The organism is Brevundimonas olei (assembly GCF_037055245.1).
GTDB lineage: Bacteria > Pseudomonadota > Alphaproteobacteria > Caulobacterales > Caulobacteraceae > Brevundimonas > Brevundimonas olei.
Window position 1 is genome coordinate 211,114 of record NZ_CP146369.1, and the last position, 12,174, is coordinate 223,287.

Annotated in this window: 12 protein-coding genes; 5 read left to right on the forward strand and 7 right to left on the reverse strand. The window is 68.0% G+C overall.

Going from position 1 to position 12,174, the window contains the following annotated elements; translation table 11 throughout:
• Window positions 1-131 precede the first annotated feature (131 nt).
• From acnA to V8J38_RS00990, 3 genes are all read left to right on the forward strand, one after another.
• Window positions 132-2,837: an aconitate hydratase AcnA gene (gene acnA, locus V8J38_RS00980; protein WP_338577469.1), complete on the forward strand. Its 2,706-nt coding sequence runs from the start codon at window positions 132-134 to the stop codon at window positions 2,835-2,837.
• Window positions 2,838-3,000: 163 nt separating this feature from the next.
• Window positions 3,001-3,468, forward strand: coding sequence for an antitoxin Xre/MbcA/ParS toxin-binding domain-containing protein (locus tag V8J38_RS00985; RefSeq protein ID WP_291780527.1), 468 nt, complete (start codon window positions 3,001-3,003; stop codon window positions 3,466-3,468).
• 7 nt (window positions 3,469-3,475) lie between these two features.
• On the forward strand, window positions 3,476-3,952 hold the full coding sequence (locus V8J38_RS00990; protein WP_338577472.1) for an RES family NAD+ phosphorylase: 477 nt from the start codon (window positions 3,476-3,478) through the stop codon (window positions 3,950-3,952).
• A gap of 10 nt (window positions 3,953-3,962) precedes the next feature.
• On the opposite strand, the gene V8J38_RS00995 is transcribed toward V8J38_RS00990, so the two are convergent.
• On the reverse strand, window positions 3,963-4,856 hold the full coding sequence (locus V8J38_RS00995; protein WP_338577473.1) for a hydrogen peroxide-inducible genes activator: 894 nt from the start codon (window positions 4,854-4,856) through the stop codon (window positions 3,963-3,965).
• Window positions 4,857-5,078: 222 nt separating this feature from the next.
• Between V8J38_RS00995 and V8J38_RS01000 the strand changes: the two genes are divergently transcribed.
• Window positions 5,079-5,633 carry a peroxiredoxin gene (locus V8J38_RS01000; RefSeq protein ID WP_291780521.1) on the forward strand — a complete coding sequence of 185 codons (555 nt, stop codon included), beginning with the start codon at window positions 5,079-5,081 and terminating at the stop codon, window positions 5,631-5,633.
• A 252-nt stretch (window positions 5,634-5,885) separates the two neighbouring features.
• Window positions 5,886-6,419: a carboxymuconolactone decarboxylase family protein gene (locus V8J38_RS01005; RefSeq protein ID WP_291780519.1), complete on the forward strand. Its 534-nt coding sequence runs from the start codon at window positions 5,886-5,888 to the stop codon at window positions 6,417-6,419.
• Window positions 6,420-6,498: 79 nt separating this feature from the next.
• Here the strand turns inward: V8J38_RS01005 and V8J38_RS01010 are convergent, their stop codons facing one another.
• From V8J38_RS01010 to V8J38_RS01035, 6 genes are all read right to left on the reverse strand, one after another.
• Complete coding sequence (locus tag V8J38_RS01010) at window positions 6,499-6,921, reverse strand: helix-turn-helix domain-containing protein (RefSeq protein ID WP_291780517.1); 423 nt, start codon at window positions 6,919-6,921, stop codon at window positions 6,499-6,501.
• Window positions 6,922-7,029: 108 nt separating this feature from the next.
• Entirely contained in the window at window positions 7,030-8,619 is a 1,590-nt protein-coding gene (lnt, locus tag V8J38_RS01015) for an apolipoprotein N-acyltransferase (protein WP_422388302.1), read from the reverse strand.
• Window positions 8,616-9,071: an rRNA maturation RNase YbeY gene (ybeY, locus tag V8J38_RS01020; protein WP_338577477.1), complete on the reverse strand. Its 456-nt coding sequence runs from the start codon at window positions 9,069-9,071 to the stop codon at window positions 8,616-8,618. Before ybeY ends, lnt begins: the two co-directional genes overlap by 4 nt.
• On the reverse strand, window positions 9,071-10,078 hold the full coding sequence (locus tag V8J38_RS01025) for a PhoH family protein (protein WP_291780513.1): 1,008 nt from the start codon (window positions 10,076-10,078) through the stop codon (window positions 9,071-9,073). Before V8J38_RS01025 ends, ybeY begins: the two co-directional genes overlap by 1 nt.
• 105 nt (window positions 10,079-10,183) lie before the next feature.
• Window positions 10,184-11,599, reverse strand: a complete 1,416-nt coding sequence (gene miaB / locus V8J38_RS01030; RefSeq protein ID WP_291780511.1) for a tRNA (N6-isopentenyl adenosine(37)-C2)-methylthiotransferase MiaB — start codon at window positions 11,597-11,599, stop codon at window positions 10,184-10,186.
• Between the two features lie 67 nt (window positions 11,600-11,666).
• Window positions 11,667-12,137 carry a Fur family transcriptional regulator gene (locus V8J38_RS01035; RefSeq protein WP_291780508.1) on the reverse strand — a complete coding sequence of 157 codons (471 nt, stop codon included), beginning with the start codon at window positions 12,135-12,137 and terminating at the stop codon, window positions 11,667-11,669.
• Between the last annotated feature and the right edge of the window lie 37 nt (window positions 12,138-12,174).

Below are 12,174 nucleotides of genomic sequence, written 5' to 3' on the forward strand. Positions count from 1 at the left end.
CGCGCGGGACTATATGCGCAAGCGCCGCAGCAGGCTTTCGCCGCGCGCGCCGGGGACCTGTGCGCCCCGACGTCCAGCGCGCGAAGGCGCAACCGAATTGTCGGGCGGCGTTTGTCAGAGGACTCTTCTCCATGCCGTCGATTGACAGCCTCAAGACCCGCCAGGACCTCGCGGTCGGGCGCAAGAAATACGCCTATTACAGCCTTCCCGCCGCCGAGGAAGCCGGTCTGGCCGGGATTTCCCGCCTGCCGCGCTCGATGAAGGTGCTGCTGGAGAACCTGCTGCGCAACGAAGACGGGGTTTCCGTCACCGAGGACGACCTGAAGGCCGTCGCCGCCTGGATCGAGAACAAGGGCGCCGTCGAGCACGAGATCGCCTTCCGTCCGGCCCGCGTGCTGATGCAGGATTTCACCGGCGTTCCGGCCGTGGTCGACCTGGCCGCCATGCGCGACGCCATGGACAAGCTCGGCGCCGACGCCAAGAAGATCAACCCGCTGGTCCCGGTCGACCTGGTCATCGACCACTCGGTCATGGTCGACCACTTCGGCAACGCCGCCGCCTTCGGCCAGAACGTCGAGCGCGAGTATGAGCGCAACATCGAGCGCTACAACTTCCTGCGCTGGGGCTCGTCGGCCTTCAACAACTTCCGCGTCGTGCCGCCCGGCACCGGCATCTGCCACCAGGTCAACCTGGAGCACCTGGCCCAGACCGTCTGGACCGCCGAGGAAGGCCGCAAGACCGTCGCCTATCCCGACACCGTCGTCGGCACCGACAGCCACACCACCATGATCAACGGCCTGGCCGTCCTGGGCTGGGGCGTCGGCGGCATCGAGGCCGAGGCCGCCATGCTGGGCCAGCCGATCCCGATGCTGATCCCCGAAGTCGTCGGCTTCAAACTGACGGGCAAGCTGCCGGAAGGCGCCACGGCCACCGACCTGGTGCTGACCGTCACCCAGATGCTGCGCAAGAAGGGCGTGGTCGGCAAGTTCGTGGAATTCTTCGGCGACGCCATCGCCGGCATGACCATCGAGGACCAGGCCACCATCGCCAACATGGCCCCGGAATACGGCGCCACCTGCGGCTTCTTCCCGGTGTCTCAGGCCACCATCGACTATCTGACCGCCACCGGCCGTGAAAAGCCGCGCGTCGCCCTGGTCGAAGCCTACGCCAAGGCGCAGGGCCTGTGGATCGACGAAACCTCGGAAGATCCGATCTTCACCGACGTTCTGGAGCTGGATATCTCGACGGTCGTGCCGTCGCTGGCCGGTCCCAAGCGCCCGCAGGACCGCGTCGAGCTGACCACCGCCGCCCCGGCCTTCGAGACCGCCCTGGCCGACGTCTTCTCGCGTCCGACCGACGCCGCCCGCGTCGCTGTCGAGGGTGAGAAATTCGACCTGGGCGACGGCGACGTCGTCATCGCCGCCATCACCTCGTGCACCAACACCTCCAACCCGAGCGTGCTGATCGCCGCCGGCCTGGTGGCGCGCAAGGCCCACGCCCTCGGCCTGAAGCCCAAGCCGTGGGTCAAGACCTCCCTGGCCCCCGGTTCGCAGGTCGTCACCGACTATCTGACCGACGCCGGCTTGCAGAAGGACCTGGACGCCCTGGGCTTCAACCTGGTCGGCTACGGCTGCACCACCTGCATCGGCAACTCGGGCCCGCTGGACCCGGCCGTCTCCAAGTCGATCAACGACAACGGAATCGTCGCCGCCTCGGTCCTGTCTGGCAACCGCAACTTCGAAGGGCGCGTGAACCCCGACGTCCAGGCCAACTACCTGGCCTCGCCGCCGCTGGTGGTCGCCTACGCCCTGGCCGGTTCGATGCGCATCGACATCACCAAGGAGCCTATCGGCCAGGACAAGAAGGGCAATGACGTCTTCCTGAAGGACGTGTGGCCGACCTCGCAGGAGATCGCCGCCATCCAGAAGAAGTCGGTCACGCCCAAGATGTTCGCCAAGCGCTACGCCGACGTCTTCAAGGGCGACGAGCACTGGCAGGCGATCGCCGTCACCGGCGGTCAGACTTATGAGTGGGAAGACACCTCCACCTACGTCCAGAACCCGCCCTACTTCGAGGGCCTGACCATGGAGCCTGCTCCGGTCACGGACATCGTCGAGGCGCGCATCCTGGGCATCTTCGGCGACTCGATCACCACCGACCACATCAGCCCGGCCGGTTCGATCAAGAAGGCCTCGCCTGCCGGTCAGTACCTGACCAACCACGGCGTCGACGCCCTGGACTTCAACAGCTACGGCGCCCGCCGCGGCAACCACGAAGTCATGATGCGCGGCACCTTCGCCAACATCCGCATCCGCAACCGCATCACCCCCGACATCGAGGGCGGCGTCACCAAGCACTTCCCCTCGGAAGAGACGATGTCGATCTACGACGCGGCCATGCGTTACCAGTCGGAAGGCCGTCCGCTGGTCGTCTTCGCGGGCAAGGAATACGGCACCGGCTCGTCGCGCGACTGGGCGGCCAAGGGCACCCGCCTGCTGGGCGTGCGCGCCGTCATCGCCGAGAGCTATGAGCGCATCCACCGCTCGAACCTGGTCGGCATGGGCGTCGTCCCGCTACAGTTCAAGGAAGACGGCTGGCAGAAGCTGGGCCTGACGGGCGAAGAGATCGTCACCATCCGCGGCCTGACCGACGCCAACATCGGCAAGCTGAAGCCGCGTCAGGACCTGTGGGTCGAGCTGTTCCGCCCGTCGGACGGCAAGATGGCCCGCTTCCCGGTCCGCTGCCGCATCGATAACCAGACCGAGCTGGACTACTTCAAGGCTGGCGGCGTCATGCCCTACGTCCTGCGCAACCTGGCGCGCGGCGACGAGAAGTAAGAGGTCTCAAGCAGCGCGAAAGCGCGTTAGACCAACTAGAATGAAGGCTGGCGGAGCGATCCGCCGGCCTTTTTTCTTGGAGGCCGAGATGAGCGGGAGGCGAAGCTCTTGCCGCCTCGCCGTTTGACGCCCATATTGCCGTCATATGACGAAAGCCGCCGCCATGACCGCCCTCGACCTCTACGCCTCGCCCGAGACCCTGCCCGCCAGCGACGCGGCGCGGATCGGCAAGCTGCTGGGCCTGAACGACAATGAGGCGCTGGACGACGTGGCCCTGGCCGAGCGGGTGTCCCAAGGGCTGAAGCCCGCCGCCGCCGCCGCCCTGGGCCAGGTCATCGGCATGCCGCGCGTGGTCGGCCAGATCATTCCGGAGGCCACGCTGCGGCGCGCCCGCACCAGCCGCAAGCCCCTGTCGCGCGAAATGAGCGAGCGTCTGTACGAGGTCGGCCGCGTGGTCGACGCCGTGGGCCGCGCCTATCGCGGCGACAGCGCCGCCGTCGTCCGCTTCCTGAACCGTCCGCACCAGTTGCTGAACGGCCGCACGCCGCTGGCCATGGCCCAGTCCAGTTCAGCGGGAGCCGAGGCGGTGATCAATCTGGTGCGCCGCGCCGACGCCGGCTTCGCGGTCTAGGTCCGGCATGCACCGTCGGCTGGACGACGCGCTCAAGGGATTCCGCATCGGCGATCCGCGCGGGGAGCACCCGATCTGGAGCGACGGCGGCTCGCGCCTGGCCTCGGGCCGGTGGCACGAGGCGGGTCAGAGGGTGATCTACGCCGCCGAACACTATTCCACCGCCATGCTGGAGAAGCTGGTCCACTTCGGCGGCGAACTGCCGCTGGGCCAGCACCATGTGGAGATCCACATTCCGGCGGGCGTCTCCTACGAGGTCGTCAACCCGGACCTGGTTCCCGGCTGGGCCGAGCCGGGCGGGGCGGCGGCCCGCGCCTTCGGCCGCGCCTGGCACGCGGAAGACCGCTCGGCCCTGTTGATCACGCCCTCGGTCGTGGCGCGGATGGAGCGCAACTTCGTCTTCAACACAACTCACCCCGACTTCGCCCGCATCAAGCCGGGGCTGGAGACGCCGGTCTGGTGGGACAGCCGCCTGTTCGGCTGATCCGGCTCGCTCAGTCCAGCTTCAACGCCTCTGCCAGCAGGCGCGCCTCGGCGGCGCGGCTGGAGCCCGCCCGCCAAGCGACGACGATCTCGCGGCGCGGGGCGTCTTCGGAAATAGGCCGCACCACCACCCCGGGATGATCGGCCAGACCCGCCCGCACCGCCATCTGCGGCAGGAAGCTGACCCCAAGGCCCGAGGAGACCATCTGCACCAGAGTCGGCAGAGTGGTGGCGGCGAAGACGTCCTCGCCGCGCGGCGCGTCGATCTTGACTGCGGCCAGGGCCTGGTCGCGCAGGCAGTGGCCGTCTTCGAGCAGGATCAGGTCCTCAGCCTTCAGGGCCCCTTCGGGGATCGGCCCGGACCCCGCCAGGGCGTGACCGGCCGGCGCCGCCGCCAGGATCTCATCGTCGCCGATGCGGGCGTGATCGATGCCCGGCGCGTCATAGGGCAGGGCGATGACGGCGGCGTCCAGCTGACCCGCCTTCAGCCCGACGATCAGGCGCGGCGTCAGATCCTCGCGCAGGAACAGCCGCAGGCCGGGATAGAGGTCCCGTACGCCCGGCAGGGCCTGGGGCAGCAGGAACGGGGCCACCGTGGGAATGATGCCCAGGCGGAACCGGCCCGACAGGGGCTTGCCCGCGTTCTGGGCGGCCTCGACCAGATCCTCGGCGCGGGCCAGGACGTCCTCGGCCCGCCGCACCGCCTCGGCGCCGACGGCCGTCAGGATCACCGCCCCGCGCGTCCGTTCGACCACGGCGGCGCCCAGAACCCGTTCCAGCTCCTGCACCCCGGACGACAGGGCGGGCTGGCTGACGTGAGCGGCCTCGGCTGCTCGGCTGAAGGAGCCGTGCTCGGCCAGAAGTTTCAGATACTGGAGCTGACGCAGGGTCGGCAGAACGGACATGTTTCGCGCATTCGAGAGAGGAGGCGACATAGGCGCCGCCTATGTCTGATGCAGACGTCATCAGCCGTTCTTATAACTCGCCCAGGGCGATAAGTTAAATCTATTTGTGAAAGCAAAATGATCGATTTGACTTAAGCATCGCCAAGGCCCATCTCATGGCCTCGACGGTTCGCACTCCCCGCGTTCCGGCGGTCCATTTTTTCTGCATCTAGGAGAAGCGCGATGCTCGGCGTCGGTCAAAAACTGCCTGATTTCAAAATTATCGGCGTGAAGCCGGGCTTCAACAGCCACGAGGAAAACGGCGCCTCGGCCTTCGAGCCGGTCACGCAGGACAGCTTCGAGGGCAAGTGGAAGGTCATCTTCTTCTACCCGAAGGACTTCACCTTCGTCTGCCCGACCGAAATCGCCGCCTTCGCCAAGCTGGGCAAGGACTTCGAGGACCGCGACACCGTGGTTCTGGGCGGTTCGACCGACAACGAGTTCACCAAGCTGGCCTGGCGTCGTGACCACGCCGACCTGAACAAGCTGCCGATCTGGCAGTTCGCCGACAACGGCGGCAAGCTGGCCCGCGCCTTGGGCGTGCTGGACGAAGAAGAAGGCGTGGCCCTGCGCGCGACCTTCGTCGTCGACCCGCACAACGTCATCCAGCACGTCTACGTCACCAACCTGAACGTCGGCCGTTCGCCGGAAGACACGCTTCGCGTGGTCGACGCCCTGCAGACCGACGAGCTGTGCGCCTGCAACCGCCCGGTCGGCGGCGACACTCTCGCCGCGTAAGTACTGGCCCAAAGGTCGAAACGGCCAGGCCCGGACCGCGTGAGTAGGGTCCGGGCCGCCCCTCGAAAGAGGCGGCGGCGGGCGACTGTCGCCGCCTTTTTCATGCCTGATGATTTTATTTGGGCGCTATGCTCGGCTCGCGGAGCCTCGCGGCTTGAGCGCCCATCACGCAATGCGGCTCAAGAAGTAAGCGACCGCGTCGCGAACGATAGCCGCTTCTTTGAAGCGTCGCTTCCTGAAAGGAACACGAAAATGTCCATCGACGCCCTTCGCGATCTGATCCCGGCCTATGGCAAGGACATCTCGCTGAACCTGTCCTCGCTCGCCAATGAGACCGTGCTGAACGACCAGCAGAAGTGGGGCTGCTTCCTGGCCTCGGCCCACGCCATCGGCGTCGCCCCCGTGGTCAAGCTGATCGAGGCCCAGGCCGCGACGGTCCTGTCGCCCGAAGCGATGACCGCCGCCAAGGCCGCCGCCGCCATCATGGGCATGAACAACATCTACTACCGCTCGCTGCACCTGATGAAGAACCCGGAGTACACGACGCTGCCGGCCAAGCTGCGGATGAACATCATCGCCAATCCGGGCGTCGAGAAGCTGGACTTCGAGCTGTGGTCCACCGCCGTCTCGGCCATCAACGGCTGCGGCGCCTGCCTGGACGCCCACGAGGGCGAACTGCGCAAGCACGCCGTCCCGGCCCTGCAGATCCAGGCCGCCCTGCGCATCGGCGCCGTGGTCCACGCCGCCAGCCGCATCGTCGCCTCGGAGACGGCGCTGACCGCCTGATCTCGAACGAGCTCCAAGTCAGGAGAAGGCGCGGATCGCTCCGCGCCTTTTTCTTTGTCCCGGTTTCGTCAGCCTCGGCTCAGGCGGCGGGTTCGGCTTCGCCTTCCTCAACCAGTTCTCGCATCAGGTCGACCACCAGCTTCTGCTGGCGTGACGACAGGCGCGGCGCCAGGCGGCCGATCTCGATGGTCTGGCGGGTGGCGGGGAAGTCGTGAACGAAGGGCTCGGCCTCGCCCTCGGCCATGCCGGGCTGCGCCGTCCCGGTCAGACCCTCGAAGAAGTAGCCGATGTCGACGCGGAAGAAGCGGGCGATGTCCCACAGCTTGGACGCGGAGATCCGGTTGGCGCCCTTCTCGTACTTCTGCACCTGCTGGAAGGTGACTCCCAGCGCCTGGCCCAGATCGGTCTGGTTGTAGCCCAGGGCGATGCGTTTCTCGCACACGCGCCGCCCCACATGTCGATCCACCAGATGGGGACCTTCTGTCCCGGAACCCCTGACCATGTCCTGCCCTCTTCCCCGTTTTTCTTGTCGACATGCCGCCGTCGCCGGGCCGATGTCATGTCAATTCGCGTCTCAGGGGCGCCGCGGGAACGACGCCCCCCGATAGGCTTAACGACCCAGCCTCGCTTTTCCAGCGCGGCCTCGCCCCGCGATCAGCATTATAACCAACAGGACGGCGAACCCCAGATCGCCCCAGCGGCCGTAAACGGTCGGCGGAGCCGGTTGCGGCAGACGCACGTCGATGACGCCCGCCTGGCCGGGGTCCAGCCGCTTGCCCTCGACGATGCGGCCCCACGGATCGATCATGGCCGAGACGCCCGTAGGCGTCGCCCGCGCCACCGGCAGGCCCGTCTCCAGCGCGCGATAGGAGGCCAGGTTCAGATGCTGGCGCGGACCTGACGTCCGGCCGAACCAGGCGTCGTTGGAGACGTTGACGACCCACGCCGGGCGCGTTGCCGCCGTCGCGGGCGTGAAGCCGGGATAGAGGGCTTCGTAGCAGATCAGCGGCTGCACCGGCGGAGCGTTGACCAGGCTGATCGGCGCAGGGGTCGGTCCGGCGCTGAAGTCGGCGGGGACGTGCACCAGGCTGCGCACGCCGATCCGACTCATCAGGTCGCCCATCGGCAGGTATTCGCCGAACGGCACCAGCCGGTGCTTGTCGTAGATCTGACCGATACGCAGGCCCGCCGCGCCTTCATCATGCAGGGCGAACAGGCTGTTGTAATAGCGGGCGCCCGTCTCGGCGCTCGGGTCCGGCTCGCCACGGCTCAATCCCGCGAGCAGGGTCTGGCCCGTCTGCAGGGCCCCCGCCACCGCCTGGGCGTCCGTGGAGGCGAACAGGTCGTTGGCCGTCGTCGGCAGGGCGCCTTCAGGCCAGATCACCACGTCAGGCAGAGCATCGCCCGGACGCGCCGTCAGCTCCAGATAGCGGCCCAGAATGGCCTGATAGGCCTCGGGGCTCCATTTGTAGTCCTGCGGGATATCGGCCTGGACCAGGCGCACCAGGGTCGGCGTCTCCACCAGCCGCGCCGAGGACAGACGCGCCGTCCCGAAGGCGAACAGACCGGCCAGCGCCAGCGTCCCCAGCCCCGCCGCGATCAGGCGCGGGCGTCGCGGCCCGGCATCGGCCAGAGGCGCGAAGGCGCTGACCGCCGCCACCGTGATCAGGCCCAGCCCATAGACCCCGACGACCGAGGCGAACTGCGACATGGCCGATCCGGCCGCCCAGCCTGCGCCCGCCGGATTCCACGGAAAGCCGGTCAGCACATGGCCGCGCGTCCACTCCAGCAAGGCGAACAGGGCGGCGAACAGCAGGACGCGCCGCGCGCCGGTCGGCCGGAGCCAGCGATAGGCCATGGTCGCCAGCCCCCAGAACAGCCCCATGCCCGCCGGCAGCAGACTGGCCGCAAACGGCGCCATCCACGCCTGAGCCGGATTGACCAGAAAGGCCTCGGCCACCCACCAGCAGCCGATGAAAAAATAGGCGAAGCCCGCCAGCCAGCCGACCCAGAAACCACCCTTCAGCGTCCCTGCGCGATCCGCCAGCAACAGCAGCAACGGATAGCCCAGCAGTCCCGGCAGGAAGCCGAACGGCGGATGGACCAGGGCGGCGCCCGCCCCGGCCAGCAGCGCCAAGCCGATCCGGCCCCAGCGATGGTTCAGCAGGCCCGGGAAACGGGCGGCGAGCGCCCCGCTCACGCGGCGCCCTCATGCTCGGCTGCATAGGGATCGGCGACACCCAATTCGCCCAGGATCTCGCGCTCCTCGGCCTCCATCTCCTCGGCCTCGGCGTCGTCCTCGTGGTCGCGGCCCAGCAGGTGCAGGACGCCGTGGACGACCAGATGGCTCAGATGATCCGACAGGGTCTTGCCCTGCGCCTGCGCCTCCGCCGCGCAATAGGCGTAGCCCAGCACCACGTCCCCCAGATGCGGAAAGGCGCTCTCGGCGGCCGGAAAGGACAGCACGTTCGTCGGCCGGTCCTTGTCGCGGAAACGCGCGTTCAGGTCCTGCACCGCCGCGTCGTCAGCCAACAGCACGACCACATCGCCCTCGACCGTTCCCAGGGCCGCGAGGGCGGCGCGCTCGGCGATCGCCGCCGCCTCGGGCAGGGCCTCAGTCCAGGCCTCGCTGTCGATCTCGACCTCGATCATCAGGCGTCGTCCTCAAGGTCGGGGAAGGGGCGGCTGCGCGCGGCGTCGCTGTCATAGGCGCGCACGATGCGCTCGACCATGGCGTGCCGCACGACGTCCTCGGACTTGAACTGCTGCACGCCGACGCCCTCCACGTCCTTGAGGATGCGCAGGGCGTGGGCTAGGCCGGAATCGCGCGGGTTCAGCAGATCGACCTGCGACGGGTCGCCCGTCACCACCATACGCGCGCCCTCGCCCAGACGGGTCAGCACCATCTTCATCTGCATCCGCGAGGTGTTCTGCGCCTCATCGACGATGATGAAGGCGTGGCTGAGGGTGCGGCCGCGCATGAAGGCGATGGGAGCGGCCTCGATCTCGCCCTTCTCGCGGCGGCGGCGCACGTCGTCGACGCCCAGAATGTCGTTCAGCGACTCCCAGATCGGGGCCAGATAGGGGTCGACCTTCTCGTTCAGATCGCCCGGCAAGAAGCCCAGCTTCTCGCCCGCCTCGACCGCCGGGCGGGTAATGACCAGCCGATCCACCTGCCCCCGCTTCAGCAGGGAGGCGCCGTAGGCCGCCGCCAGGAAGGTCTTGCCTGTGCCCGCCGGCCCGACGCCGAAGGTCAGTTCGCAGCGGCCCAGCATCTCCAGATAGCGCGCCTGCGACGCCGTCTTGGGGGCGATGGCGCCGCGACGGCCGACGGGCAGGGCGGCGCCCTCCGGCACGCTGCGGCCCGTGGTGCGACCTGCGGGCTCAGCGCGCGGCTGGGTGACGGCAGCGCCCAGGGCGGTGCGGACGTCGGCCTCGGTGATCTCGGCGCCTGCCTCGGCCCGGTTCGACAGGGCCTCGATGACGCGGCGCGCCTGCGCCCGATCCCGCGTGGAGCCGTTGATCGACACCCCGCCGCCCGGCGTCTCGACCAGCACCTTGAAGGCGTCCTCGATCAGGGCCAGGTGACGGCTCTGCGGCCCGATGACCGCGCGCAACGCCGCATCGCTGAGGGACAGGAACTCGGACTCTCGCGCCATGAGGTCTCCTTGTTGGTCCCCTAACGCCTCGCGCGCGGCGCGAGGCTGCTTGAGGGGGATTGTAAGCATTCCTGGCCTCACGCACGGCGCGTGGCGGAACAGGCGTCAGTTCGTCTGGATCAGGCGGCCGGTCAGGCTGTTCTGCTGGCCGCTGATGATCTCGACCGGAACGATCCGGCCGATCAGTTGATCCGCGTCCTCGACGTGGACCGATTGCAGATAGGGGGAGCGGCCGATGGCCTGGGCGCCGTGGCGGCCCTTCTTCTCGAACAGCACCGGCAGGACGCGCCCGGCCAGAGACTGGTTGAAGGCGACCTGGTGCTCGGTCAGCAGGGCCTGAAGGGCATGCAGGCGCGCCTTGGCGATTTCGTCCGGCACCTGAGCCGCCATCGTCGCCGCAGGCGTGCCGGGGCGCGGCGAATACATGAAGGAGAAGGCGCTGGCGTAATTCACCCGCCGCACCAGATCCATCGTGTCCTCGAAATCGCGATCGGTCTCGCCAGGGAAGCCGACGATGAAGTCGCCAGACAGCGCCATGTCCGGCCGCGCCGCGCGGATGCGGTCGATCAGGTCGAAATACTTCTGACGCCCGTGCTTGCGGTTCATCAGCCGCAGGACGCGATCCGAGCCCGACTGAACCGGCAGGTGCAGATAGGGCATCAGGGCGTCCAGATCGCCGTGCGCCGAAATCAGGTCGTCCGACATGTCGTTCGGGTGGCTGGTCGTATAGCGGATGCGCTCGATGCCGGGGATGTCGGCCAGGGCGTAGGCCAGCTTCGCCAGGGTGAAGGGCTTTCCGTCCGGCCCCTCGCCGTCATAGGCGTTGACGTTCTGGCCCAGCAAGGTGACCTCGCGCACGCCCCGGTCGGCCAGGGCGCGGGCCTCGTCCAGCACCGCCGCGACCGGGCGCGACCACTCGGCGCCGCGCGTATAGGGCACGACGCAGAAGGTGCAGAACTTGTCGCAGCCTTCCTGCACCGTCAGGAAGGCGGTGACGCCCTCGGTCCCGCGCGTGGCGGGCAGGGCGTCGAACTTCTCATTGGGGGCGAAGTCGGCGCCGATGCGCTCGCCGCGCGCCCGCGCGGTGCGGGTCAGCAACTCCGGCAGCTGGTGATAGGCCTGTGGCCCGACCACCAGATCGACCGCCGGCTGGCGCTTCATGATCTCCTCGCCCTCGGCCTGGGCGACGCAGCCGGCCACGGCGATGGTCATGCCGCCATCGCCCGCCGCTGCTTTTTCTTCCTTCATCTGCCGCAGCTTGCCGAGTTCGGAATAGACCTTCTCGGCCGCCTTCTCGCGGATATGGCAGGTGTTCAGAATGACGAAGTCGGCGCCTTCGGGCGTGTCCGTCGGCGCATAGCCCAGCGGCCGCAGGACGTCGGCCATGCGTTCGGAATCGTAGACGTTCATCTGGCACCCGTAGGTCTTGATGAACAGGCGCTTGGGCGTCGCCTCGCCTTCGGGCGCGACGCCGTGGCCCAGGACAGGGGCCGGGACAGGCTTTTCGAGCGTATCGGTCATGTCCGGCTTATGATCGCCGAAACCGACGACGGCAAGCGTCGGCAGGGTCTGGGGCCGACGGCCGAGGTCAGTCTTCGGCCTCTTCGCGGGGGCGGCGCTTGTAGATCAGCCCCTCCCGCTCCACCGGCTCGGCGCCGGGGATGACGTGACCGTACAGCTCCAGCTTGTGACCGACCAGCTCATAGCCGAGCTTGCGGGCGATCTCAGTCTTGAGGCGCTCGATCTCAGCGTCGAAGAATTCGATGACTTCGCCCGTCTTGGTGTCGATCAGGTGGTCGTGGTGGTCGTCGCCGGCCTCTTCATAACGGCTGCGGCCGTCGCCGAAGTCGTGCTTCTCGACCACGCCCGCCTCTTCGAACAGGCGCACGGTGCGATAGACGGTGGCGATGGAGATGTGCGGATCGATCGCCGAAGCGCGGCGATACAGCTCCTCCACATCGGGGTGGTCCTCGGCATTCGACAGGACGCGGGCGATCACCCGACGTTGCTCGGTCATGCGCATGCCGCGCTCGGCGCAGAGTTTTTCGATCCGGTCCATGGCGGCGAAGATAGGATGGACCGTCGCCTTATGGAAG

Bases quoted from the DNA above. Each gene is read 5' to 3' on its own strand.
- V8J38_RS00990 (WP_338577472.1), top strand. From the start codon at position 3,476: ATGCACCGTCGGCTGGACGACGCGCTCAAGGGATTCCGCATCGGCGAT.
- miaB (WP_291780511.1), bottom strand. From the start codon at position 11,599: ATGACCGATACGCTCGAAAAGCCTGTCCCGGCCCCTGTCCTGGGCCAC.
- ybeY (WP_338577477.1), bottom strand. From the start codon at position 9,071: ATGATCGAGGTCGAGATCGACAGCGAGGCCTGGACTGAGGCCCTGCCC.
- V8J38_RS01025 (WP_291780513.1), bottom strand. From the start codon at position 10,078: ATGGCGCGAGAGTCCGAGTTCCTGTCCCTCAGCGATGCGGCGTTGCGC.
- acnA (WP_338577469.1), top strand. From the start codon at position 132: ATGCCGTCGATTGACAGCCTCAAGACCCGCCAGGACCTCGCGGTCGGG.
- V8J38_RS00995 (WP_338577473.1), bottom strand. From the start codon at position 4,856: ATGTCCGTTCTGCCGACCCTGCGTCAGCTCCAGTATCTGAAACTTCTG.
- V8J38_RS00985 (WP_291780527.1), top strand. From the start codon at position 3,001: ATGACCGCCCTCGACCTCTACGCCTCGCCCGAGACCCTGCCCGCCAGC.
- V8J38_RS01005 (WP_291780519.1), top strand. From the start codon at position 5,886: ATGTCCATCGACGCCCTTCGCGATCTGATCCCGGCCTATGGCAAGGAC.
- V8J38_RS01035 (WP_291780508.1), bottom strand. From the start codon at position 12,137: ATGGACCGGATCGAAAAACTCTGCGCCGAGCGCGGCATGCGCATGACC.
- V8J38_RS01010 (WP_291780517.1), bottom strand. From the start codon at position 6,921: ATGGTCAGGGGTTCCGGGACAGAAGGTCCCCATCTGGTGGATCGACAT.
- V8J38_RS01000 (WP_291780521.1), top strand. From the start codon at position 5,079: ATGCTCGGCGTCGGTCAAAAACTGCCTGATTTCAAAATTATCGGCGTG.